Annotated in this window: 24 protein-coding genes; 12 read left to right on the top strand and 12 right to left on the bottom strand. The window is 70.8% G+C overall.

The features are described 5' to 3' along the window. The first annotated feature begins 62 nt into the window (after positions 1 to 62). Positions 63 to 1,046: a Bug family tripartite tricarboxylate transporter substrate binding protein gene (locus tag AC1ROY_RS19725; protein ID WP_493150580.1), complete on the top strand. Its 984-nt coding sequence runs from the start codon at positions 63 to 65 to the stop codon at positions 1,044 to 1,046. On the opposite strand, the gene AC1ROY_RS19720 is transcribed toward AC1ROY_RS19725, so the two are convergent. After that, the gene (locus AC1ROY_RS19720; protein WP_493150579.1) at positions 985 to 1,893 is read right to left on the bottom strand and encodes a DMT family transporter; all 909 of its coding nucleotides are present in this window, start codon (positions 1,891 to 1,893) and stop codon (positions 985 to 987) included. The genes AC1ROY_RS19725 and AC1ROY_RS19720 overlap by 62 nt on opposite strands. Before the next feature lie 92 nt (positions 1,894 to 1,985). On the opposite strand from AC1ROY_RS19720, the gene AC1ROY_RS19715 reads away from it, so the two are divergent. Further along, positions 1,986 to 2,708 (top strand): helix-turn-helix transcriptional regulator, encoded by a 723-nt coding sequence (locus AC1ROY_RS19715; RefSeq protein ID WP_493150578.1) that lies wholly within the window; start codon positions 1,986 to 1,988, stop codon positions 2,706 to 2,708. On the opposite strand, the gene AC1ROY_RS19710 is transcribed toward AC1ROY_RS19715, so the two are convergent. From AC1ROY_RS19710 to AC1ROY_RS19695, 4 genes are all read right to left on the bottom strand, one after another. After that, positions 2,695 to 3,660 (bottom strand): Bug family tripartite tricarboxylate transporter substrate binding protein, encoded by a 966-nt coding sequence (locus AC1ROY_RS19710; RefSeq protein ID WP_493150577.1) that lies wholly within the window; start codon positions 3,658 to 3,660, stop codon positions 2,695 to 2,697. The two genes, AC1ROY_RS19715 and AC1ROY_RS19710, sit on opposite strands and share 14 nt — an antisense overlap. Further along, complete coding sequence (locus tag AC1ROY_RS19705) at positions 3,657 to 4,373, bottom strand: DUF1028 domain-containing protein (protein ID WP_493150576.1); 717 nt, start codon at positions 4,371 to 4,373, stop codon at positions 3,657 to 3,659. Before AC1ROY_RS19705 ends, AC1ROY_RS19710 begins: the two co-directional genes overlap by 4 nt. Before the next feature lie 113 nt (positions 4,374 to 4,486). Beyond that, positions 4,487 to 5,455 (bottom strand): Bug family tripartite tricarboxylate transporter substrate binding protein, encoded by a 969-nt coding sequence (locus AC1ROY_RS19700; RefSeq protein WP_493150575.1) that lies wholly within the window; start codon positions 5,453 to 5,455, stop codon positions 4,487 to 4,489. A gap of 4 nt (positions 5,456 to 5,459) precedes the next feature. After that, entirely contained in the window at positions 5,460 to 6,428 is a 969-nt protein-coding gene (locus AC1ROY_RS19695) for a Bug family tripartite tricarboxylate transporter substrate binding protein (RefSeq protein WP_493150574.1), read from the bottom strand. 467 nt (positions 6,429 to 6,895) lie between these two features. Between AC1ROY_RS19695 and AC1ROY_RS19690 the strand changes: the two genes are divergently transcribed. The 3 genes from AC1ROY_RS19690 to AC1ROY_RS19680 all read left to right on the top strand — a co-directional run bounded on the left by AC1ROY_RS19690 (position 6,896) and on the right by AC1ROY_RS19680 (position 8,444). Next, positions 6,896 to 7,051, top strand: coding sequence for a hypothetical protein (locus AC1ROY_RS19690; RefSeq protein WP_493150573.1), 156 nt, complete (start codon positions 6,896 to 6,898; stop codon positions 7,049 to 7,051). Between the two features lie 333 nt (positions 7,052 to 7,384). Beyond that, positions 7,385 to 7,591, top strand: coding sequence for a hypothetical protein (locus AC1ROY_RS19685; protein WP_493150572.1), 207 nt, complete (start codon positions 7,385 to 7,387; stop codon positions 7,589 to 7,591). 52 nt (positions 7,592 to 7,643) lie between these two features. Then, a complete protein-coding gene (locus AC1ROY_RS19680) occupies positions 7,644 to 8,444 on the top strand; it encodes a MetQ/NlpA family ABC transporter substrate-binding protein (protein WP_493150571.1) in 801 nt (266 codons plus the stop codon). A 136-nt stretch (positions 8,445 to 8,580) separates the two neighbouring features. Here AC1ROY_RS19680 and AC1ROY_RS19675 read toward each other — a convergent pair whose 3' ends face one another. Next, positions 8,581 to 9,909, bottom strand: a complete 1,329-nt coding sequence (locus AC1ROY_RS19675; protein WP_493150570.1) for a PQQ-dependent sugar dehydrogenase — start codon at positions 9,907 to 9,909, stop codon at positions 8,581 to 8,583. Between the two features lie 53 nt (positions 9,910 to 9,962). After that, positions 9,963 to 10,349 (bottom strand): winged helix-turn-helix transcriptional regulator, encoded by a 387-nt coding sequence (locus AC1ROY_RS19670; RefSeq protein ID WP_493150569.1) that lies wholly within the window; start codon positions 10,347 to 10,349, stop codon positions 9,963 to 9,965. Positions 10,350 to 10,472: 123 nt separating this feature from the next. Between AC1ROY_RS19670 and AC1ROY_RS19665 the strand changes: the two genes are divergently transcribed. From AC1ROY_RS19665 to AC1ROY_RS19635, 7 genes are all read left to right on the top strand, one after another. Next, on the top strand, positions 10,473 to 11,126 hold the full coding sequence (locus AC1ROY_RS19665; protein ID WP_493150568.1) for a hydrolase: 654 nt from the start codon (positions 10,473 to 10,475) through the stop codon (positions 11,124 to 11,126). A gap of 4 nt (positions 11,127 to 11,130) precedes the next feature. Continuing rightward, positions 11,131 to 11,418, top strand: a complete 288-nt coding sequence (locus AC1ROY_RS19660; protein WP_493150567.1) for a DUF1427 family protein — start codon at positions 11,131 to 11,133, stop codon at positions 11,416 to 11,418. Further along, a complete protein-coding gene (locus tag AC1ROY_RS19655; RefSeq protein WP_493150566.1) occupies positions 11,388 to 13,340 on the top strand; it encodes an amidohydrolase in 1,953 nt (650 codons plus the stop codon). Before AC1ROY_RS19660 ends, AC1ROY_RS19655 begins: the two co-directional genes overlap by 31 nt. A gap of 2 nt (positions 13,341 to 13,342) precedes the next feature. Then, positions 13,343 to 13,744 carry a DoxX family protein gene (locus tag AC1ROY_RS19650; RefSeq protein WP_493150565.1) on the top strand — a complete coding sequence of 134 codons (402 nt, stop codon included), beginning with the start codon at positions 13,343 to 13,345 and terminating at the stop codon, positions 13,742 to 13,744. After that, positions 13,741 to 14,400 (top strand): YoaK family protein, encoded by a 660-nt coding sequence (locus AC1ROY_RS19645; protein WP_493150564.1) that lies wholly within the window; start codon positions 13,741 to 13,743, stop codon positions 14,398 to 14,400. Before AC1ROY_RS19650 ends, AC1ROY_RS19645 begins: the two co-directional genes overlap by 4 nt. Before the next feature lie 148 nt (positions 14,401 to 14,548). Next, on the top strand, positions 14,549 to 15,553 hold the full coding sequence (locus AC1ROY_RS19640; RefSeq protein WP_493150563.1) for an alpha/beta fold hydrolase: 1,005 nt from the start codon (positions 14,549 to 14,551) through the stop codon (positions 15,551 to 15,553). 70 nt (positions 15,554 to 15,623) lie between these two features. Beyond that, positions 15,624 to 16,580, top strand: coding sequence for a fatty acid desaturase (locus AC1ROY_RS19635; RefSeq protein ID WP_493150562.1), 957 nt, complete (start codon positions 15,624 to 15,626; stop codon positions 16,578 to 16,580). Here the strand turns inward: AC1ROY_RS19635 and AC1ROY_RS19630 are convergent. Genes AC1ROY_RS19630 through AC1ROY_RS19610 form a run of 5 tightly spaced genes read right to left on the bottom strand, consistent with a single transcriptional unit; the run spans position 16,538 to position 21,185 of the window. Beyond that, on the bottom strand, positions 16,538 to 17,140 hold the full coding sequence (locus AC1ROY_RS19630) for a TetR/AcrR family transcriptional regulator (RefSeq protein WP_493150561.1): 603 nt from the start codon (positions 17,138 to 17,140) through the stop codon (positions 16,538 to 16,540). The genes AC1ROY_RS19635 and AC1ROY_RS19630 overlap by 43 nt on opposite strands. Positions 17,141 to 17,187: 47 nt before the next feature. Next, positions 17,188 to 18,510, bottom strand: a complete 1,323-nt coding sequence (locus tag AC1ROY_RS19625) for an NAD(P)/FAD-dependent oxidoreductase (RefSeq protein WP_493150560.1) — start codon at positions 18,508 to 18,510, stop codon at positions 17,188 to 17,190. 9 nt (positions 18,511 to 18,519) lie between these two features. Beyond that, positions 18,520 to 19,329, bottom strand: coding sequence for an ABC transporter permease (locus AC1ROY_RS19620; protein WP_493150559.1), 810 nt, complete (start codon positions 19,327 to 19,329; stop codon positions 18,520 to 18,522). Continuing rightward, a complete protein-coding gene (locus tag AC1ROY_RS19615; protein WP_493150558.1) occupies positions 19,319 to 20,152 on the bottom strand; it encodes an ABC transporter permease in 834 nt (277 codons plus the stop codon). The genes AC1ROY_RS19620 and AC1ROY_RS19615 overlap by 11 nt, the downstream gene beginning before the upstream one ends. After that, positions 20,133 to 21,185 (bottom strand): ABC transporter ATP-binding protein, encoded by a 1,053-nt coding sequence (locus AC1ROY_RS19610; RefSeq protein WP_493150557.1) that lies wholly within the window; start codon positions 21,183 to 21,185, stop codon positions 20,133 to 20,135. The genes AC1ROY_RS19615 and AC1ROY_RS19610 overlap by 20 nt, the downstream gene beginning before the upstream one ends. Positions 21,186 to 21,189: the final 4 nt, after the last annotated feature.

The following is a 21,189-nucleotide window of genomic DNA, read 5'->3' as shown; positions in this document are numbered from 1 at the left end:
AGGGGCCTTGACCAGTCGGCCCTCCCGGCAAGGATCGGATCTCCCGCCAGGAGGTCCGAGCCATGCCGTCCGTCCGCCTCACCCGCCGCGCCGCCGCGGCCGCGCTGCTCGCCACCCCCGCCTTCGCCCAGGCCCCCCCTGTTCAAGCCTCCTGGGCCCCGAGCCGGCCGGTCCGGATCATCATCCCCTTCCCGCCGGGCGGCACGATGGACCCGGTGGTGCGCCTCTCGCAGACCTTCCTGCAGCAGGAGCTCGGGCAGCCGGTCGTCATCGACTACCGCCCCGGCGCCGCCACCGTGGTCGGCACGCAGGAGGTCGCGCGCACGGCGCCGGACGGCCACACGATGATCATGGTGGCCAACAGCTTCGCCGCGAACATCACGCTGCGGCCGAGCATGCCCTACAACTCGCTGCGCGACTTCGCGCCGATCGTGATGTGCACGGTCGTGCCGCATGTGCTGGTGGTGCACCCCTCGGTGGCGAGCGATTTTGCCGGATTTCTGGAGGCGGGGCGCAAGCCTGGGGCAGGCCTCGCCTTTGGCTCCTACGGCATCGGCACCTCCAACCATCTGGGCGGCGAGCAGTTCCGCGAGCTCGCGGGGCTCAACGCCACGCATGTCCCCTATAGCGGCGGCTCGCAGGCCGGCACCGATCTCATCGGCGGGCGGCTGCAGTTCATGTTCACCAACCTCCCCGACGTGATCCAGCCGGCGCAGGCCGGCCAGATCCGCGCCATCGCCATCTCGGCCGAGGCGCGAACGCGCGAGCTGCCGGACGTGCCGACCATGGCGGAGCTGGGCTTCCCGCTGGTCCTCTCGGACAGCTGGTTCGGGCTGCTGATGCGCTCGGATGTGCCGGAGGCGGCGCGGGCGCGGCTGGAGGCGCTGTGGATCGCGGCGCTTGCCCGGCCCGAGGTGAAGGGGCGGCTGGAGGAGACGGGCTTCACCATCCTCGCCCGCCCGGCGGCGCAGTTCGGCACGGAGATCAGGCGCTACGCCGACACCTATGCGCAGGTGATCCGCGCGAACAACATCCGGGTGGAGTAGCGCGCCCGGCCATCAGGTCGATCGCCAGGGCCAGCGCGACCACGCTGCCGCCGGCCCAGCCCGCCGCCGAGGGCTGCTGCCCGAAGGCCAGCCACATCCACAGCGGCGCCAGCGGCAGCTCGATATTGCCCAGCAGCGCCGCCCGCGCGCCGGGCAGAAGACGGCTGCCCAGCGTGAGCAGCAGCAGGCCGAGCCCGAACTGCATCGCGCCGAAAAGGGCGAGCCAGAGGAGGTCGGCACTCGTGACCCCGAACGGCCGGGCGAAGGGCCAGGCCAGGATCACGCAGGCGAGGGCGGACAGGGAGCTCGCCGGCAGCATGGGGCGGTCCCGGTGCCGGCGGATGACCACCATCATGGTGGCGATGAGCGTGGTCATGGCCAGCGCCAGCAGGTTGCCGGCGAGGTGGGCGGCCGCGGGCGCGCCGCCGAACATGATCAGCACGCCGCCCAGCGCCAGCGCGCTCGCGGCGAGGGTGGCCGGGCTCTGGCGCTCGCGGAACCAGAGCCAGGACAGGGCCGCCGCAAGGAAGGGCGCGGTCGCGAAGATGACCGTCACCTCGGCGACCGAGGTGAGCCGAAGCGCGTGGATGAAGCAGAAGGTGCCGGCGGTGGAGCAGGCGCCCGCCACCAGCCCGGGCCGACCCATGGCGCGGATGGCGGACAGCGTCGCGCGCCCATATTGCCGCAGCACGAAGCCGCCGATGAACAGCCCGCCGAACAGCCCGCGCCAGACCAGGATGGTCCAGGCATCGGCGTGGATCAGCCCGGTGAAGAGCCCGGCCGTGCTGAAGGCCACGGCCGAGGCGATGACGAGCAGCGCGCCCGGCCAGATGGAATCCGTGTTCACGATGTCCCCGGAGGATGGTGAGGCCGCAGGCTAGCCGCCCCCTCCTGACAGGGTTATGTCAGGGGACACGCCTTCCCCCGGGAGACCCGGCGATGCGCCGTGCGGACCGCCTCTTCGACATCATCCAGGCCCTGCGCGCGGCCCCGGGCCCGATGACGGCGCAGGCGCTGGCGGAGCGGCTGGAGGTCAACATCCGCACGATCTACCGCGACATCGCCACGCTGCAGGCGCGGCGCGTGCCGATCGAGGGCGCGGCGGGGATCGGCTACGTGCTCCGGCGCGGCTTCGACCTGCCGCCGCTGATGTTCACCGCCGACGAGATCGACGCCATCACCGTCGGCGCGCGGATGGTGCGCCGGCTGCGCGACCCGGGGCTGCATCGCGCGGCGGAGAGCGTGCTGTCGAAGGTGGCCACCATCCTGCCGGAGGCGCTGCGCTCCGGCCTCGTGGCGCCGCCGCACCTGGTCTCGATCGGCAGCGCGAAGGAGGCGCAGGGCATCGACCTGGCGGAGCTGCGACGGGCGATCCGCGAGAACCGCAAGCTGCGAATCCGCTACGCCGATCAGGAGGGCCGGCGCACCCGGCGCATCATCTGGCCCATTGCCATGGCCTATTACGTGGATGCGGCGGTGCTGGGCGCCTGGTGCGAGAAGCGGGGCGACTACCGGCATTTCCGGGTGGAGCGCATCCTCGCCTCCACCGTCCTGGAGGAGACCTTTCCGACGGACAACGGCAGGCTCCTGGAGGGCTGGCTCGCCCTGCAGCGGGGCGAGGATTTCCCGACGCTCAATCCCCCGACGCTCAATCCACGGTGATCCGCGCCTCGCGCACGATGGCGACCCAGCGGTTGCGCTCGCGCTCGATGAAGGCCTGGAACTGCGCGGGCGAGCCGCCGCCGGGCGTCACGCTCATGCTGCGCAGGCGGGCCTCGACGTTGGGATCGCGCAGCGCCTCGTTGGCCGCCTCGTTCAGCGTCGCGACGATCTCGGACGGCGTGCCGCGCGGCGCCATCAGGCCGTACCAGGAGCTGATGTCGAAGTCCTGGTAGCCGAACTCGGCCATGGTGCGGATCTGCGGCAGCACCGCGAGCCGCGTCGCCGAGGTCACCGCCAGCGCGCGCAGCTGCCCGCCGTCGATCAGCGGCACCGAGGAGGGCGAGATGGCGAACATGAAGTCCACGCGCCCCGCGCCCACGTCGCGCTGCGCGTCGGTGATGGCGCGGTAGGGGACGTGCACCACGTCGATCCCCGCCGCGCGCTTGAAGACCTCGGCGATGAGCTGGGTGAGGTTGCCGTTGCCGGCGGAGCCGAAGGTCAGCACGCCCGGCCGCGCCCTGGCGGCCTCCACGATGTCCTGCGGCGTGCGGAAGGGGCTGTTGGGGCCGACCACCAGCACGCCCGGCGCGAGGCCCGCCAGCATGACCGGCACGAAGTCGTTCACGGGGTCGTAGGGCAGCCGGCTGTAGAGCGCGATGTTCGCGCCGAGCGCGCTGATCGTGCTCATGATGAGGTTGTAGCCGTCCGGCGCCGCGCGGGCCGCAGCCTCGTGGCCGACCAGCGAGCCCGCGCCGGGGCGGTTCTCCACCACGAAGGGCTGACCCAGCCGGTCCGACATGCGCTGGGTGAGCAGGCGTGTGACCATGTCGTTGTCGCCGCCGGCGGCGAGCGCGACGATCACGCGGACGGGCCGGTTCGGATAGCGGCCCTGCGCATGGCCGAGCGCCGGGAGCAGGAGCGGCGCGGCGAGCAGCGAGCGGCGCGGCGTCATGCCTTGGCGGCCTTCCGCGCGGCCAGCTCGGCCACGAACTTCTCCTGCGGCGGGGCCGAGGGCGGGTGCTCGGCGCGCATGCGGTAGAGGGGCAGGTAGTCGCTGTACTCCTCGTAGATGCGGCGCATCTCCTCGACCGCGTGCGGGTGGGAATCCACGCGCAGGTCGAGCTCCGGCTGCTCGTCGCGGTGCTGGATGAGCAGCGAGGATGAGCGCTCCGGCAGGTGCCCGTTGCCGCCGACCTGGCCGCCGGCATCGCGCCCGGCCTCGAGCACGCGCATCAGCCGCTCGGCCAGGGTCTCGCCCTTGGTCGCGAGGAAGGCGGCGGCCATGGCCTCCACCACCTTCTCGCCGGCCAGGACATTGCCGAAGACGGCATAGCCCGGGCCGGTCCGGTGGCCGTGCCAGGGCCGCGTGTGCGGACCGGTATGCGCGGCCGAGCCGCCGTTGCGGTCGACGATGCCGCATTGCCGGTAGTCCGCGAACTCGTCGGTCGCGAGCGTTGCCGCCAGCGCGGATTTCGCATCGTGGCCCTGCGCGAGAAAGCTCAGCGAAAGCCGCGCCAGCCGCGGGTTGGAGAAGGCCTGGCTGGCGACGGCGCCGAGGTTGGAGCGGGCCTGCGGGCACTTGGCGCCGACGCCGAGCGAATAGGTCGCGATGGCGACCCCCAGGCGGCCGGTCTCCTCGCAGAAGCCCAGAACCGTGAACGTCATCGCCGATGCTCCAATCCGTATAAGGAAAGCTAGCGCCTTCCTCCGGCGGAGCACAAATCGGTGCTGGAGCGCGATTCAGACCTGCGGCGCCTTCGCGCCTCCGGCCATCCGATCTATGCGTCCTCGGGCCGCAACCCGACCGCGCCTGCGACGGCGGCGAAGCGGGCGACGGTGTCGCGCAGCAGGACACCGAAGGCGTCCGGGCCGAGGCCTTCGACGTCGAAGCCCTGGCCGCTCAGCCGCTTGATGACGCCGGGATCGCGCAGGGCCGAGAGGCCGGCCGCCTGCAGCGCGGCCAGGGCCGGCGCGGGCGTGCCGGCCGGCGCCAGCAGGCCGATCCAGGTGCGGATCTCGAAGCCCGGAGCGACGGTCTCGGCGAAGGTCGGGACGTCGGGCGCGGCCGGGCTGCGCTCCCTGCCGGTGACGCCGAGAGCAACGAGGCGGCCCTCGCGGATGTGGTCGATGGCGGCGTTCAGCGTGACCACGCCGGCATCCAGCGTGCCGCCCAGCACGTCCACCAGCAGCGGTCCACCGCCGCGATAGGCGACGTGCTCGGGTCGGCCGCCGAGCGCCTGGCCCAGCAGCTCGCTGGCGAAATGGTGCGCGGTGCCGAGGCCGGGCACGCCGACGTTGACCGGCCGGCGCGACCGCAGGCGCTCGGCATAGGCCGCCGCATCCGGCAGGCCGGCGCGCGGATTGGCCACCACCGCGTGCGAGGCGGAGACGCCGAGCAGCACGGGCGCGAGCCCCGGCACGAAGGGGCCGCTGCCGGGGACGGGCAGGGCCTCGACGGCGGCGAGCGTGTCGTTGGTGATGAGGATGGTGTGCCCGTCGGCCGCGGCGCGCAGCACCGCCTGGTTGCCGACGCGCGAGGAGGCGCCGCCGATGTTCTCGATGACCACGTTCTGGCCGAGCGCGGCGGCGAAGGCCGGCACGAAGGCGCGGGCGAAGACGTCCACGCCGCCTGCGGGCGGAAAGGGGACGACGGCGCGGACGGGGCGGCTCGGGAAGCCCTGGGCATGGACCGCGGGGGCCGCGAGGAGGGAGGCCGCGAGCAGGGCGCGGCGGGGGATGCGGATCATGGGTTCAGCCTCGGGGTGAGCGCTCGGTGATGGCGCGGATGACGGGGGCGGCCTGCGCGCTCGAGGCCGCCGCGCGGGCGGAAAACTCGGCGGGCGGCAGGGCGGTGATGGTGAAGCCGAGGCCGCGCAGGCGGTCGGCGACGGCGGGATCGGCCAGGGTTGCGGCGAAGCCCTGGTGCAAGGCCGCGACGATGGCGGGCGGCGTGCGGGCGGGGGCGAGGATGCCCTGCCAGGAATCCACGTCGAAACCGGGCGCCACGGTCTCGGCGAAGGTCGGGACCTCCGGCAGGGCCGGGTCGCGCGCGCCGGTGCTGACGGCGAGCGGCACGATCACGCCTTGGCGGATGTGTTCGGTCACGGCCGGGAGGGTGATGACGAGGGCGTCGGTGTTGCGGGCGATCAGGTCGGTCGTGGCGGGGCCGCCGCCGCGGTAGGACACGAACTCCACGCGGAGGTCGCCGAGTTGGGCGCCCAGCAGCTCGTGCACCACCTGGGCGATGCCGGCCTGGGCCGGGATGCCGACATTGAGTCCGCCGGGCCGCGCGCGCACGGCCGCGACATAGCCCTGCACGTCGCCGATGCCAGTGCCGGGATGGGTGACCAGGATCTGCGCGGCGCGCACGGCCTGGATGATGGGGGAAAAGCTTTCGAAGGAGATGCCGGCGCGCGGCTCGGCCAGGGCGGCGAGGATGATGGCGTCGCCGGTGAGGAGCAGGGTGGTCCCGTCGGGCTCGGCGCGGGCGACCTGCTGGGCGGCGAGGAGGCCGTTGGCACCGCCCTGGTTCTCGACGACCACGGGCTGGCCGAAGCGGGCCGAGAGCGTGGGCGCGAGGATGCGGGCCAGGGCGTCGAGGCTGGCGCCGGGCGCGGAGGAGACGACGAGGCGCAACGGCCGTTGCGGGAAGGTCTGGGCCTGGGCAGGGCGCGCGGCGAGGAGCGCGCCGCCGGCCAGGACGTGGCGGCGGTGAAGCATGGCGAGGATGTCCGGATGCGAGGGAGGGAAGGGGGCGCGCGGCCGCGCCTCAGGCGGGCCGGGCGGCCTTCCGACATCGCGCCGGGCCGCGATGGCGGGCGGGGAAGGACGGTTCGGCGGACATGGCGGGGTGCGCTGGCTCCGGTCGCTCGGTGACGGACCGAGTATGGCACCGGATTTCGCGATGGAAACAGATTTCCACAATTTTTTCTGATAATTTTCTTCAGATCGACGTGATGCGTGTCGGGAATTTGGCCAATCTTATTAGTTTATTGTTTAAAAACAATAGTTTAAAATTCCAGTTCGATCCAGATAAATCACCTTATTGGATTGTATAAAGGCTTGACGGCCTGATTCGGTCCGCATAGCCTGCCGTCATGATCCTGCATCGGACGATCCTCGCTGGCTGGTGTTGTCGCGCCTGAACGCGCCCCGCCCTTCGCCTGACCCTGTCCCGGATCCGCCCCATGTCCCTCCTCGATCTCGCTGAAGCCGCCGGCTTCGCCACGCCCCTCCTGATCCTTCTCTGGACCGCCGCGCTGGGCGTGGTGCTGCACGCCGGCTATCCGCCGCCCTCCAGGGACATCGAGGACGCCGTCCTCGCCGCCTGTTTCGCGCCCTAGGCGCTCCCCTCTCCGCTTGTCGCCGGCGGAGCGGTCCCTCGGGGCCGTGTCAGGCGACGCCTTGCTAGCGTTTTCCTCCCATGACCTTGGCCGGGGCCTCCGGGCTCCGGCCACTTTTCCGGCAACGGTGAATTCACGGTGTCCCGCCTTGAATGGATGAGGACCCCGACAAGATGCCCCACCGGTTCAAGAACGAGGATGACGACGTGCCTCACATCGCCTCCGCAGCCCGCCGCGTTCCGCCCGATGGGATGTGTCGCCGTGGCTGATCCGCGGCCTCCTTCGCCCTCCGTTTCCCACATTCCGCGCGCCGTCCCGGCGCAGGAGATGCACATGCGCCTGTCCGTCCCTGTCACCGATCACGGTGCCCTCATCGCCGTCGCCGCGCAGGACGAGGAGGCCGGCTGGTTCCTCATCGCCATCGACTCCCGCCTGGAGGAGCTCGACCGCGCCAGCTTCGGCAGCGCCCGGGAGATCGAGGCCGCGGCGCGCGCCCATCTGCGCCGCAACCATCCCGGCCCGCCGCCCCGCTGGTCTTGACCCGATCCGGCCCGGGGCCGATGAGCCCCGGGACTTCTCCTGGAGTATCCCCATGCTGCGCCGTTCCATCCTGACCCTGCCCGCGCTCCTGCCCGGCCTCGCCGCCGCCCAGTCCGCGGAGCCCGGCACGCAGGCCCGCCCCGTGCGCGTCGGCGTGACGCAGGGCGTCCATGCCCAGACCTTCGAGAAGGTGCGCGACCTGCTGGCCGCCGACGGCTTCTTCACCCGCGCCGTCGAGTTCGGCGACTTCATCCAGCCCAACGCGGCGCTGGCGGCCGGCGACCTCGACGCCAACGCCTACCAGCACCTGCCCTTCCTGGAGGCGCAGCGGGCCCAGCGCGGCTACGACTTCGTCCCCGTCGGCAAGACGGTGCTGACCCTGATGGGCGTCTTCTCGAAGAAGCACCGCAGCATCGAGGCGCTGCCGAGCGGCGCGCGCGTCGCGATCCCGAACGATCCGACCAATGGCGGACGCGCGCTGCTGCTGCTCGCGCAGAACGGCGCCTTCACGCTGCGCCCCGGCGCGGACCACCGTGCGACCATCGCGGACATCGTGGCGAACCCGAAGCGCATCCGCATCGTGGAGTTGGAGGCCGCCACCATCGTGCGCGCGCTGGAGGATGTGGATGCCGGCGCCATCACCGGCAACTACGCCGTGCCGGCCGGCCTCAACCCGCTGCGCGACGCGCTGGCGCGCGAGACGGAGCAGAGCGTGTACACCTGCCTCGTCGTGGTGCGCCGCGCGAACGAGAACGCGCCCTGGGCGCGGCGGATCGCGCAGGCCTATGCGCGGCCGGAGGTGAAGGCCTTCGTCGAGACGACCTTCGGCGGCGCGGTGATCGTCGGCGCCTGACGGCTGCATGGCTGCGCCGTTGAGGGCGCCACCGAATTGATAGGGTCCAGGGACTTGTAGTCCTGGCGGGTGAGTGCGAGAGGGCGGAGCCCTTTCGCCTCGACAGTGCAGCCCGAGCCGCCCTTCCCAGCGGCTGCTACCGCGCGCCGGTGACCCGCCAGACGACGTTGCCCACGTCGTCCGCCACCAGCAGCCCGCCGCGCCCGTCCGGCGTCACGCCCACGGGCCGGCCCTGCGCGTTGCCCTGGGCGTCGAGGAAGCCGGTCAGCACGTCGATCGGCTCGCCCTGCGGGCGGCCGTTCGCGAAGGGCACGAAGATCACCTTGTAGCCGCTCGGCGGCCGCCGGTTCCACGAGCCGTGCTGCCCCACGAAGGCGCCGGCGATGAAGGGAGCCGACAACCCGCTCCGCGCCGTGATGGCGAGGCCGAGCGAGGCGGTGTGCGCCCCCAGCGCATAGTCCGGCACGAGGGCCCGGTCCACGAGGTCCGGCCGCGGCGGCTGCGCGCGCTCGTCCACATGCTGGCCGTAATAGCTGAAGGGCCAGCCGTAGAAGCCGCCGTCGCGCACCGAGGTCATGTAGTCGGGCACGAGGTCGCTGCCGATCTCGTCGCGCTCGTTCACGGCGGTCCAGAGCACGGGCGGGTTGCCGGGCGCCATCGCGAGGCCGTTCGGGTTGCGCAGCCCGGTCGCGAAGGCGCGGTGGTTGCCGGTGGCGATCTCCACCTCCCAGATCTGCGCGCGGTCCTGCTCCACTGCGAGCCCGTTCTCGCCGGCATTGCTGTTGGAGCCGATGCTCGCATAGAGGAAGCGCCCGTCCGGGCTGGCGACGATGTTCTTCGTCCAGTGGTGGTTGATCGGCCCGCCCGGCAGCGCGACGAGCCGGGTGCCTGGATCGGTGATGCGCAGCTGGCCTGGCTCGAAGGGGAAGCTGCGGATCTCGTCGGTGTTGGCGACGAAGAGCCGGCCGTTCACGAAGGCCATGCCGTAGGGCGAGTTCAGCCCCTCCAGCAGCGGCGCGCGCGTTTCCGCGACGCCGTCGCCGTCGGCGTCGCGCAGCAGGGTGATGCGGTTGGGCGTGGGCACGCCCGCCCCGGCGTGCGCCATGATGCGGCGCATGACGAAGCCGCGGATGCCGGTGCCGTCCTCCGGCTTGGGCGGCGCGTTGGTCTCGGCGACCAGCACATCGCCATTGGGCAGCACGAGCAGGTTGCGCGGGTGGTCGAGGTCCCGCGCGAAGGCCGCGACGGCGAGGCCCGGGGCCGGCACCGGCTTCGCCTCCCCCGCCCAGCCCACCGCGGGCGCGATGTTCACCGTCGGGATCAGCGTCGGGTTGGGCGGCGGGAGCTGCGGCCGGGGGCCGATCCCGGCGCTGACGGGCAGGGTGGCGCTCTCGCAGGCGAAGAGCGTGAGCGCTCCGCCGCCGAGCACCAGCACCGTGGCGGCGAGGGCCAGGAACTTCTTCATCGCGGCCATCCAGGACGTGCGGCTGGGGAACGCGGAAGGGGAGGGGCGGTTGCTCATTCGGCCGGCTCCCGCAGCCGCGCCGGCAGCGGCGTGGATTCCACCATGGCCTGGAAGCGGGCGAGCATGGCGTCGAGCGCAGCGCCCTCTTCCGTCAGCCGGTACTCGACCTTGCGCAGCGCGTCGTTGCCCTGGCTGCGCGCGACGAGGCCGAGCGCCTGCAGCTCCTTCAGCCGCGCCGCGAGCATACGGGCCGAGATGCGCTCCGGCAGGGCGCGGCGCAGCGCGCCGAAATGCAGCACGCCGGCTTGGCCGAGCGCGCGGACCACATGGGCGAGCCACTCGCGGCTCAGAAACTTCAGCACCCGGTCCATGGCGCAGCCGGCCGGGATGGGGCGCAGCCCGGTTCCCCCGGCGTCATGCGCGTCGTTCAGGTCACTCATGTGCAAGCTCCTCGCCGCAAAACGGATAGTGATTGCCGGGTAACTGGTTGTGGCGGGCCGCGGCGTGCCTCTAATGCGCTCGGCGGCCCCATCTCACGCCGCCGCGAGCCAAGGAGCAAGACCATGCCGACCGCATCTCCCACCCCCGGAAAGCTGCTGCTGACGCCCTCCGACCACACGCTCATCATGATCGATTTCCAGTCGCAGATGTCCTTCGCGACGAAGTCGATCGACGCCGTGATGCTGCGCAACAACGCCGCCCTCGTGGCCAACGCCGCCAAGGGCTTCGGCGTCTCGACCATCCTCACGACGGTCGCGGAGAAGAGCTTCTCCGGGCCCATGTTCGAGGAGATCGGCGCGGCCTTCCCGGGCCAGAAGATGCTCGACCGCACCAGCATGAACACCTGGGAGGATGCCGGCGTGATCGCCGAGGTGAACCGCATCGGCAAGGGACGCATCGTGCTGTCCGGCCTTTGGACCTCGGTCTGCATCGTGGGCCCCGCGCTGTCCGCGATCGACCAGGGCTTCGAGGTCTATGTCATCGCCGATGCCTGCGGCGACGTCTCCGACGAGGCGCATGAGCGCGCGATGGAGCGCATGGTGCAGGCCGGCGCGCGGCCGATGACCGCGCTGCAGTACATGCTGGAGCTGCAGCGCGACTGGGCGCGCGGCGAGACCTACGAGCTCACCACCGGCATCGCGAAGAAGTACGGCGGCGCCTACGGCCTCGGCATCATCTACGCCAAGACCATGTTCGGCGGCAGCGAAGGCCACTGAGGCCATGAACTACCTGCTCTCCCTCGGCGTCGGCCTGCTGGTCGGCATCCTCTACGGCTCGCTGGGGGTCCGCTCGCCGGCGCCGCCGGTGATCGCGCTGCTCGGCCTGCTCGGCATGCTGGCGGGAGAGCAGGTGGCCCCCATCGCGAAGCGGCTCTGGAGCGGAGAGCGGCTGACCCTCGGCGTGCTCCGGCAGGACTGCGCCGCACACATCTTCGGAACGCTGCCTGGCCGCGCCCAGGACAGTCAGGAAACGCCAGCATGCTCACCCGCCGACACACCGCGCAGCTAGGACTCTCCACCCTCATCGGAGGCCCCGCCATGGCCCAGACCGCCGCACCCGAGATCATCCTCACCAACGGCCGCTTCACCACGCTGGACCGGGGCAATCCGAATCCGGAGGCCGTGGCCATTGCGGGCGGGCGGTTCTCCGCCGTGGGCGACAACAGGGAGATCCTGCCGACGGCGGGGCCGGACACGAAGGTCATCGACCTGCGCGGCCGCCGCGCGATCCCGGGGCTGATCGACAGCCATCTGCACATCATCCGCGGCGGACTGAACTACAACATGGAGCTGCGCTGGGACGGCGTGCGCTCGCTCTCCGACGCGATGGCCATGCTGCGCCGCCAGGTGGAGGTCACGCCGCCGCCGCAATGGGTGCGCGTGGTGGGCGGCTTCACCGAGCATCAGTTCGCCGAGAAGCGGCTGCCGACGCTGGACGAGCTGAACGCCGCAGCGCCGGATACCCCCGTCTTCATCCTGCATCTCTACGACCGCGCGCTGCTGAACCGCGCCGCGCTGCGCGCCGTGGGCTATACCAAGGACACGCCGAACCCGCCGGGCGGCGAGATCCAGCGCGATCCCTCCGGCGAGCCCACCGGCCTGCTGCTGGCGCGGCCCAATGCCGGCATCCTCTACGCCACGCTGGCGCGCGGCCCGAAGCTGCCGCCGGAGCAGCAGCTCAACTCCACGCGCCACTTCATGCGCGAGCTGAACCGCCTCGGCGTCACCGGCGCCATCGATGCGGGCGGCGGTTTCCAGAACTATCCCGAGGACTACCAGATCATCGACAAGCTGCATGCGGACGGCGAGCTGACGCTGCGCATCGCCTACAACCTCTTCACCCAGAAGCCCGGCGCGGAGCTCTCGGACTTCACCAGCTGGGGCTCGATGGTGCGTCCCGGCCAGGGCGACGACAGCTACCGCCACAACGGCGCCGGCGAGATGCTCGTCTACACCGCCGCCGACTTCGAGGATTTCCGGGAGCCGCGCCCCGACATGCCGCCGGAGATGGAGCCGCAGCTCGAGGCCGTGGTGCGCAAGCTGGTCGAGAACCGCTGGCCCTGGCGGCTGCACGCCACCTACGACGAGACGATCGGCCGCGCGCTCGACGTCTACGAGAAGGTGGCCCGCGACATGCCCTTCGACGGGCTGCACTGGTTCTTCGACCACGCCGAGACCATCAGCGACCGCAACATCGACCGCATCGCGGCGCTGGGCGGCGGCATCGCCGTGCAGCACCGCATGACCTTTCAGGGCGAGTATTTCGTCGAGCGCTACGGCGCCCAGGCGGCCGAGCGCACGCCGCCCATCCAGCGCATGCTCGCGGCCGGCGTGAAGGTGGGCGGCGGCACGGACGCGACGCGCGTGGCCTCCTACAACCCCTGGGTCTCGCTGGCCTGGATGGTGTCGGGCATGACGCTGGGCGGGCTGCGGCTCTATCCGCCGCAGAACCGGCTGGACCGCGAGCAGGCGCTGCGGCTCTGGACGGAGAACAACACCTGGTTCTCCACCGAGGAGGGCAAGAAGGGGCAGATCGTCGTCGGCCAGCTCGCCGACCTCGCCGTGCTCTCCGAGGACTATTTCTCCGTGCCGGAGGACCGGATTCAGGACATCGAAGCCGTGCTGACCCTGCTGGGCGGCAAGCCGGTCTTCGGCGTCGGCGACTTTTCCGATCTCGCCCCTCCGGCGCTGCCCGTGCTGCCCGAGTGGTCGCCCGTGAAGAGCTTCGGCGGCTACCAGCGCCGCGCCGAGGCGGGCGGCTCGCGTTTCACGGCCGAGGCCGTCACTGCAGCGAGCCGCACGGCCTGCGGCTGCGCCGCCAATTGCGGCGTGCACGGGCACGACCACGCCAGCGCCTGGGGCGCCTCGCTGCCGGTCTCGGACATGGCGCGCTTCTGGGGCGGCCTCGGCTGCTCCTGCTGGGCGGTGTGACCATGGAAGCCTTCACCAAGGCCCGCTGGCCGCTCCTCCTCGGGCTGCTCGGGCTCTGCGCCGCCTATATCCAGGGCGGGCTGAACAAGCTGCTCGACTTCTCCGGCGCGGTCGCCGAGGCCGAGCATTTCGGCCTGCCGCTGCCCATCCTCGTCGCGACCAGCACGATCGCGCTGGAGCTCGGCGCCTCGCTGTTCATCCTGCTGGGGCGGCTGCGCTGGCTGGGCGCGCTGGCGCTCGGCGCCTTCACCCTGGCGGCGACCTTCATCGCCAACCGCTTCTGGGAGCTGCCGGCGGGCCATGAGCGCTTCATGATGGCCAACGGCTTCTTCGAGCATCTCGGGCTGGTGGGCGCTTTCCTGCTCGTGGCATGGTGGGACCTCCGCGGGAACACCCGACCTTGAGCTCCGCCGCCCCGACGCTGAACCCCTTCCACACGGCCCTGCTGGCCGGCATCGCGGGCTTCGTGGACACCGCCACCTTCGTATCGCTGCACGGCGTCTTCGCCGCCCATGTCACGGGGAATTTCGTGCTGATCGGCGCGGCGCTGGTGCTGGGCACGGGCGGCCTGCTGGCCAAGCTCGCGACCTTTCCCGTCTTCATGCTCTCGGTGATCCTGGCCCGCCAGATGGCGCGCCGATGGGAACGGCCCGAGCGGAAGCTGATCCTGGCCAAGACGCTGCTGCTGGCGGGTTTCTGGCTCGGGGCGGTGTATTTCGGCCCCTTCGAGCACGCCGACAGCCCCGAGCTGATCCTGGTCGCGAGCCTCGCCGTGGCGGCGATGGGCATCCAGAACGCCCTGATGCGCATCTCCTTTCCCACGGCGATGCCGACCACCATCATGACCGGCAACACCACGGCCGCGATGATGGACCTCTCCGACTGGATGACCGGGCGGCTGCCGCCGGACGGGCTGGGACGGCTGCGGCGGGTCGCGGTGGTGCTGCTGGGTTTTGCGGCAGGCTGCCTGCTGGGCGGCGTGGCGATGGTCTGGATCGGCCCGATGGGCCTGCTGCTGCCGGTCATAGCCAGCATCATCGTGCTGATCGGGATCGCATAAGCTTCTGACGGAATGGGATATGATGCGGAGACGCCGCGCGGCCCGGTCGCGCGGTGGGCTTCTTGCATGTTCCGCTTGCAAGCCGGCCCGATTTACTGGACTATAAGTCCAGTAAATCGGGCCGCACGAGGGAGCTGCCGAGACCGCCATGACGGACCACCAGATCTTCGAGGCCGGCGACGTCACGCTGCAATCCGGCGTGGTCTTTCCGTCGATGCGGCTGGCCTACCAGACCTACGGGACGCTGAACGCGGCGAAGGACAACGTCATCCTCTACCCGACCTCCTTCGGCGCGCAGCACCAGGAGATCGACTGGCTGAACCAGCCCGGCGGCGCGCTGGATCCGGAGCGCCACTTCATCGTCGTCGCCGACCTCTTCGGCAACGGGCTGTCCTCCTCGCCCTCCAACGCGCCGGGCTACGTGCCTGTCACCTATCACGACGCGGTCGCGGTCCAGCGCCGGCTGCTGGTCGAGCGCTTCGGCATCTCCCGCCTGGCGCTGGTCTATGGCTGGTCGATGGGCGGCATGCAGGCCTATCACTGGGCCGCCTGCCATGCCGACATGGTGGAGCGCGCGGCGATCGTCTGCGGCAGCGCGCGCTGCTCGCCCTACAACCACGTCTTCCTCGAGGGCGCGAAGGCCGCGCTGACCGCCGATCCCGCCTTCCAGAAGGGCCGCTTCGTCTCTCAGCCGATGGCGGGGCTGCGCGCCATGGGCCGCGTCTATGCCGGCTGGGCGCTGTCGCACGGCTTCTACCGCGACGAACTCTGGCGCGAGGGCGGCTTCGCCTCGCTGGAGGATTTCCTGGTCCGCGCCTGGGACACGAATTTCGCGCGGCGCGACGCCAACGACCTGCTGGCGCAGATCGCCATCTGGCAGGCCGGCGACATCAGCGCCTGCGCGGCATTCGGCGGCGACATGGACCAGGCCCTGGCCGCCGTGACGGCGCATGTCCTGCTCATGCCCGGCAGCACCGACCGCTACTTCGACTGGCGCGACAACGAGGCCGACCTGCCGAAGCTGGTGAACGCTGCCACCGTCACCTTCCGGCCCATCCCGTCCGACTACGGGCATCGCGCCGGCAATCCCGTCGCGATCCCCGCGGATCGTGCCTTCCTCAACGCCGAGGTCTCGGCCCTGCTCGCGAGATGAATGCTTTGCCGCGGGATGCAGACCTCCGGCGCCTTCGCGCCTTCGGTCACCCCGCTTGAGGAGACGGATCATGGAGAGCTTCACCGCCGCGAAACGCCCCGTCGACCACGCGACCCTGCGTGCGCTCTCGGCGAAGACGGACCTGCCCGGGCTGGTCCGGGCGGGCAGCCATTTCGGCATGATCCTGCTGCTGGGCTGGCTGATCTGGCTCGTCTCGTCCCGCTACGGCGTGCTCTGGGCGCTGCCGCTGATGGTCGCGCAGGGCTTCTTCGTGGCCTTCCTTTTCGTGATGATGCACGAGACGGCGCACAAGACGGCCTTCCGCAGCCCGTTCCTCAACACGTTCTTCGGCTACCTCTCGGCGGTGCTGATCGCCCAGCCCTACGAGTACTACATCCTCTTCCACTGGGAGCATCACCGCCACACCCAGGATCCGCAGCGCGACCCCGAGCTGATCGTGGCCGTGCCGACGCATTCCGACACCTGGCTCGCCATCGCCTATACCGGGCTGATGCAGGCCGCCGGGCGGCTGCGGCTGATGGCGCGGCACGCGCGAGGCGACGTGTTCTTCCCCTGGGTGCCGGCCGGCAGGAAGGCGCTGGTCGTCCGCGAGGCGCGCATCTACCTCGCGATCTACGCGGCGGCGCTGATCGGCTCGGTCTGGGCCGGCAGCGCGCTGCTGCTCTGGACCTGGCTGCTGCCCTGGCTCATGGGCCAGTTCATGCTCCGCCCCTACCTCTATGCCGAGCATGTCGGCTGCGACGAGACGCGCAGCGCCTTCGACAACACGCGCACCACCTTCACCAACGGCTTCCTGCGCTGGTTCGCCTGGAACATGCCCTACCATGCCGAGCACCACGCCTATCCCTCGGTGCCCTTCCACGCGCTGCCGGAGCTGCACCGCGCCGTGGCGCAGGAGATCACCTACAAGGGGCAGGGCTACCGGCGCGTGACGCGCGAGACCTGGTCCTGGTTCCGCGCGCGCTACCGCGGCGCGAGGACGAACTCCGCCAGCTCGCGCGCATAGGCGGGCGTCAGCGGCTCGATCCGGAAGACGTAGCGGTAGAAGAGGCTGCCGTAGATCGCGTCGAAGAGCATCCCCGGCGTGGCGGCGCCGGTGATGCTGCCGTCCTCCTGGCCCTCGGCGATGATCGCGGCGATCGCGCTGCGGCGGAAGCCGATGTAGCGCTCGTGGAACAGCTCGGCGGAGCCGGCGCTCGCGATGCATTCGGAGATCACCGCGAGCTGCACGCGGCCGAATTCCTCCTGCAGCGCCGCCGCGTAGCGCTCGGCATGGCCGATGACGCGCGGCAGGGCCGGGCCTTCGCCCGCCAGCGGCAGCATGGCGGAGGCGTGGTCGAGGAAGGCGTCGATGAGCAGTGCCTCGCGCGACGGCCACCATTTGTAGATGGTCATCTTCGAGACGCCGGAGTGCCGCGCGATGGCCTCGATGGTCGTGGCGGCCGCGCTCGCCGTCGCCATCAGGTGGTAGGCGCTCTCGAGGATGGCCCGCGTCGTGGCAACCGAGCGCGGGCGGCCGCGGCGCGCCGGCGCGTCCTCCTCCCGTGTCGTGGCCTGCTGCGTCATCCCGGTGTCATTCTGCCGGGTCCGCGGCTGGCATGCCAGTCCGGCGTTCAGGCCAGCGTGCGGTCCAGCCAGTCGCGGAACTTGTACCAGTTGCCCACCATCGGCAGGAACCAGGGGTTGCCGGTGTAGAAGGGCTTGGTGGGAAAATCCTGGCCGTCGAAGGAGATCACGCGGTTCGCCTGGCCCAGGATCTTCTTGCCGATCTCGGCGCCGAGATAGGACAGGATCGCGACGCCCGAGCCGTTGCAGCCCAGCGCGTAGTGCAGGCCCTTCTCGGTCTGGCCCATGTGGGGCAGGTAGTCGAAGGCGAAGGCCACGTTGCCCGTCCAGGCATGGGTGATGCGGACGCCCTTCAGCTGCGGCCAGCGCATCAGCATCATGTCGCGCAGGATCGGCGCCGAGACCTCGGGCGAGACCTGCGTGAACTTCGCGCGCCCGCCGAAGAGCACGCGCGTGCCGTCCGGCGACATCCGGTAGTAGCAGAGGATGCGCTTGCTGTCGGCCAGCGTGCGCTTCTTGGGGATGAGGCTCGCGGCCAGCTCCGGGTCCAGCACCTCGGTTGCGATGATGTGCGAGGCGATGGGCATCAGCCGCCGCTTCAGGTCGGGCGTGATGCCGCCGGTGTAGCCGTTGGTGGCGATCACCACCTCGCGCGCCTCGATCGGGCCGCGGTCGGTCTCCACGCGCCAGCCGTCGGCGAGCTTGGTCAGCTTGCCCGCGCGGGTGTGGCCGACCAGCGTGGCGCCGTAGCGCCGCGCCGCCTCCATCAGGCCCCAATGGTACAGCGCCGGATGGATCTTGCCGGTGCGGTTGATGACCATGCCGCCGTAATAGTAGTCCGACGCCATCTCCTCGCGCTGCCGCTCGCGCGGGACCATGTGGGCGTCGGCCATGGCGAGATCGTTGAGCTGGGCCATCTTGCCCTCCATGCCGGCGTAGTGCCTGGGCGTGAAGGCGCCGATGAAGCGGCCGGTGCGCTCGTAGAAGCAGTCGATCTTCTCTCTGTTCACGATGCTCTCGATGTGGTTCAGCCCTTCGACGGCATCGCCGATCATGGACTTCACCAGCTCGTCGGCGCTCTCGCCGGAGCGGCCCTTGGAGCCCGACAGCCCCTTGCCGATGGAGTTGCCGCCGGAGACCCCGCCGCCGTTGCGCGTGGAGGCGCCGTAGCCGAGCTTTTCCGCCTCCAGCACCACGGCCCTGGCGCCGCCGCGGCCCAGCTCGATCGCGCAATTGAGCCCGGTGAGGCCGCCGCCGATGATCACGACGTCGGCCCGCGCGGGCAGGTCCTCCTGGGGCGGCTCCTCAGGGGGCAGGTCGTCCCACCAATAGGGCGTCGATTTGAAGTCGGGATGGAAGATGGCGTCCATGGGGTTCTTTCAGCGCGACAGGGTGGTGGCCAGCGCGCCCTTGCCGAACAGGGTGGTGAGGCCGAGGCAGACCGCGACCAGCAGGATCTGCGTGACGGAGACGGCCGCGATGGTCGGGTCGATCTCCATCATGATATTGTCGAACATCTTCTTGGGCAGCGTCTTCTCGGCGCCCGACAGGAACATCGCCACCACGAGCTCGTCGAAGGAGGAGATGAAGGCGAGGAATCCCGCCGAGATCAGGCTCGGCCGGAGCTGCGGCAGGGTGATGCGCCAGATCGCCGTCGCCCAGGAGGCGCCGAGGCCGATGGCCGCCTGCTCCTGCGATTCGTCGAAGCCGCGCAGCCCCGCGCCGACCAGGATCACGATGAAGGGCAGGGCCAGCACGGTGTGCGCGACGGCGATGCCGTACCATTCGCCGATGAGCTGAAGGCGGGAGAAGATGCTGTAGATCGAGATGGAGAGGATGATGGTCGGCACGATGATGGGCGCGGCCGCCAGACGGTCCAGCAGCCAGATCCCGCGCCGGCGCGAGCGCACCAGCAGGAAGGAGAGCGGCACGCCGAGCGCCATGGAGAGCGCCGTGCAGAGCGTCGCGATCTGGAGGCTGCGGATCGTGGAATCGATCCAGTCCGGATCGCCGAAATAGCGCTCGTACCATTGCCAGGAGAAGCCGGGCGGCGGGAACTGCAGGTAGGAGGCCGAGGAGAAGGAGATCGGGAAGACCACCAGCAGCGGCAGCATCAGGAAGACGAAGACCAGCGTCGCGAAACCCGCGAGCAGCCAGTTTCCTACCCCGCCGTGGCGATCACGAGGCAAGGCGCGCCCCCTTCGTCAGCCGGTTGATGGCGGCGTAGACGGCCAGCGTCACCACCAGCAGCACCAGCGAGAGTGCGGCGGCGAAGGGCCAGTCCAGCAGCTCGCGCACCTGCTGCTCGATGAGCATCGCGATCATGATCACGCGCCCGCCGCCCAGCAGCGCCGGCGTGATGAAGAAGCCGAGCGAGAGCACGAAGACCAGCGCGCAGCCCGCGGCCACGCCGGGCAGCGAGAGCGGCAGGATCACGCGGCGGAAGATGGCCGAGCGCGGCGCGCCAAGGCCTTCGGCCGCGCGCGGCAGGTCGGGGTCGATGCGCAGCAGGGCCGCGTAGATCGGGAAGACCATGTAGGGCAGCAGCACATGGACCATGCCGATCAGCACGCCGCCGAGATTGTACATCAGCGGAATCGGATATTCGATCAGCCCCCAGTCGCGCAGCATGCGGTTGATCACGCCGCTCCGGCCAAGCAGCACCATCCAGGCATAGGTGCGCACCAGCACGCTCGTCCAGAAGGGCAGCAGCAGCGCGAACAGGCCGAGCGCGAGGCCGAGCCGGCTCGCGCGGGTGAGCCAGAAGGCGAGGGGATAGGCGACCACCAGGCAGATGATCGTGACGAGGCCCGCGATCTTCAGGCTGTCGAGCAGGACGGAGAGGTAGAGCTCGTCCAGCACCGCGCGCTGGAGATATTCGAGCGAGCCGCCCTCCACGGACATGGAGAGCAGCCGCAGCACCGGCCAGGCGAAGAGGACGCCGAGCAGCAGCAGGGCCGGCAGGCCCATCAGCAGCAGCGCGCGCTCGCGCCTAGTCCCGGGGGACGACATGCACGTCCTCCGGGCGGAAGCCGATGGCGATGGTGGTGCCCTCCGCGGCCGGCGGCGGGTCGGAGGGGCGCAGCGGCAGGCGGGCCAGCATCTCCGGCGCGCCCTCGGGCTTGAGGCGCAGCTTCACGGAGAGGCCGAGGAAGACCGTCTCGATGACCGTTGCCGTGGCGCGGCAGGGCGCCGCCTCGGCCTCGGCGCCGAGGCGCAGCGCTTCCGGGCGCAGCAGCAGCGTGACGGGGCCCGGAGGCGGTGCTTTCGGCAGGACCATCGCGCCGAAGCCGGGCACGCTCACCTCGCCGCCCTGTGCCGTCCCCTCGATCAGGTTCGACTCGCCGATGAAGTTGGCGACGAAGCGCGTCACCGGGAAATCGTAGATCTCGCCCGGCGTGCCGAGCTGCTGGATGCGGCCCTGGTCCATCACCGCGATGCGGTCGGACATGACCAGCGCCTCCTCCTGGTCATGCGTGATGAAGAGGGTGGTGAGCTTCAGCCGCCGCTGCAGCCGCCGCACCTCCAGCTGCAGCGATTCCCTGAGCTTGCGGTCCAGCGCGCCGAAGGGCTCGTCCAGCAGCAGCAGGGAAGGGTTGAAGATGATCGCGCGGGCCAGGGCCACGCGCTGCTGCTGCCCGCCCGAGAGCTGCCGCGGCAGCCGCTCCGCGTAGCCGCCGAGCTCCACCAGCGCCAGCACCTCTGCCACGCGCCTGATAATCTCCGCCTTGCCCACGCGGCGCATCTCCAGCGGGAAGGCCAGGTTCTCCGCCACCGTCATGTGCGGGAAGAGCGCGTAGTTCTGGAACACCATGCCGACATTGCGGTGGCGCGCCGGCGCCGTCGTGACGTCCTTGTCGCCGAGGCGGACCGTGCCCTCGTCCGGCACCTCGAAGCCCGCCACCGACTTCAGCAGCGTCGTCTTGCCCGAGCCGGAGGGGCCGAGGATGGTGAGGAACTCGCCCTCCTCGACGGCGAGGTCCACCCCGTTCAGCGCCGCGACGGCGCCGAACCGCTTGACGATGCCCTGGACTTCCAGCCTCACGCGA

It is taken from the genome of Roseococcus sp. GW821-FHT12F05 (assembly GCF_058806835.1).
This window is presented reverse-complemented; position numbering and strand designations above follow the sequence as displayed.

Bases quoted from the DNA above. Each gene is read 5' to 3' on its own strand.
- AC1ROY_RS19705 (WP_493150576.1), bottom strand. From the start codon at position 4,373: ATGACGTTCACGGTTCTGGGCTTCTGCGAGGAGACCGGCCGCCTGGGG.
- AC1ROY_RS19650 (WP_493150565.1), top strand. From the start codon at position 13,343: ATGGAAGCCTTCACCAAGGCCCGCTGGCCGCTCCTCCTCGGGCTGCTC.
- AC1ROY_RS19725 (WP_493150580.1), top strand. From the start codon at position 63: ATGCCGTCCGTCCGCCTCACCCGCCGCGCCGCCGCGGCCGCGCTGCTC.
- AC1ROY_RS19680 (WP_493150571.1), top strand. From the start codon at position 7,644: ATGCTGCGCCGTTCCATCCTGACCCTGCCCGCGCTCCTGCCCGGCCTC.
- AC1ROY_RS19695 (WP_493150574.1), bottom strand. From the start codon at position 6,428: ATGCTTCACCGCCGCCACGTCCTGGCCGGCGGCGCGCTCCTCGCCGCG.
- AC1ROY_RS19640 (WP_493150563.1), top strand. From the start codon at position 14,549: ATGACGGACCACCAGATCTTCGAGGCCGGCGACGTCACGCTGCAATCC.
- AC1ROY_RS19685 (WP_493150572.1), top strand. From the start codon at position 7,385: ATGCGCCTGTCCGTCCCTGTCACCGATCACGGTGCCCTCATCGCCGTC.
- AC1ROY_RS19630 (WP_493150561.1), bottom strand. From the start codon at position 17,140: ATGACGCAGCAGGCCACGACACGGGAGGAGGACGCGCCGGCGCGCCGC.
- AC1ROY_RS19675 (WP_493150570.1), bottom strand. From the start codon at position 9,909: ATGAAGAAGTTCCTGGCCCTCGCCGCCACGGTGCTGGTGCTCGGCGGC.
- AC1ROY_RS19635 (WP_493150562.1), top strand. From the start codon at position 15,624: ATGGAGAGCTTCACCGCCGCGAAACGCCCCGTCGACCACGCGACCCTG.
- AC1ROY_RS19615 (WP_493150558.1), bottom strand. From the start codon at position 20,152: ATGTCGTCCCCCGGGACTAGGCGCGAGCGCGCGCTGCTGCTGATGGGC.
- AC1ROY_RS19690 (WP_493150573.1), top strand. From the start codon at position 6,896: ATGTCCCTCCTCGATCTCGCTGAAGCCGCCGGCTTCGCCACGCCCCTC.
- AC1ROY_RS19625 (WP_493150560.1), bottom strand. From the start codon at position 18,510: ATGGACGCCATCTTCCATCCCGACTTCAAATCGACGCCCTATTGGTGG.
- AC1ROY_RS19655 (WP_493150566.1), top strand. From the start codon at position 11,388: ATGCTCACCCGCCGACACACCGCGCAGCTAGGACTCTCCACCCTCATC.
- AC1ROY_RS19660 (WP_493150567.1), top strand. From the start codon at position 11,131: ATGAACTACCTGCTCTCCCTCGGCGTCGGCCTGCTGGTCGGCATCCTC.
- AC1ROY_RS19665 (WP_493150568.1), top strand. From the start codon at position 10,473: ATGCCGACCGCATCTCCCACCCCCGGAAAGCTGCTGCTGACGCCCTCC.
- AC1ROY_RS19670 (WP_493150569.1), bottom strand. From the start codon at position 10,349: ATGAGTGACCTGAACGACGCGCATGACGCCGGGGGAACCGGGCTGCGC.
- AC1ROY_RS19710 (WP_493150577.1), bottom strand. From the start codon at position 3,660: ATGACGCCGCGCCGCTCGCTGCTCGCCGCGCCGCTCCTGCTCCCGGCG.
- AC1ROY_RS19715 (WP_493150578.1), top strand. From the start codon at position 1,986: ATGCGCCGTGCGGACCGCCTCTTCGACATCATCCAGGCCCTGCGCGCG.
- AC1ROY_RS19700 (WP_493150575.1), bottom strand. From the start codon at position 5,455: ATGATCCGCATCCCCCGCCGCGCCCTGCTCGCGGCCTCCCTCCTCGCG.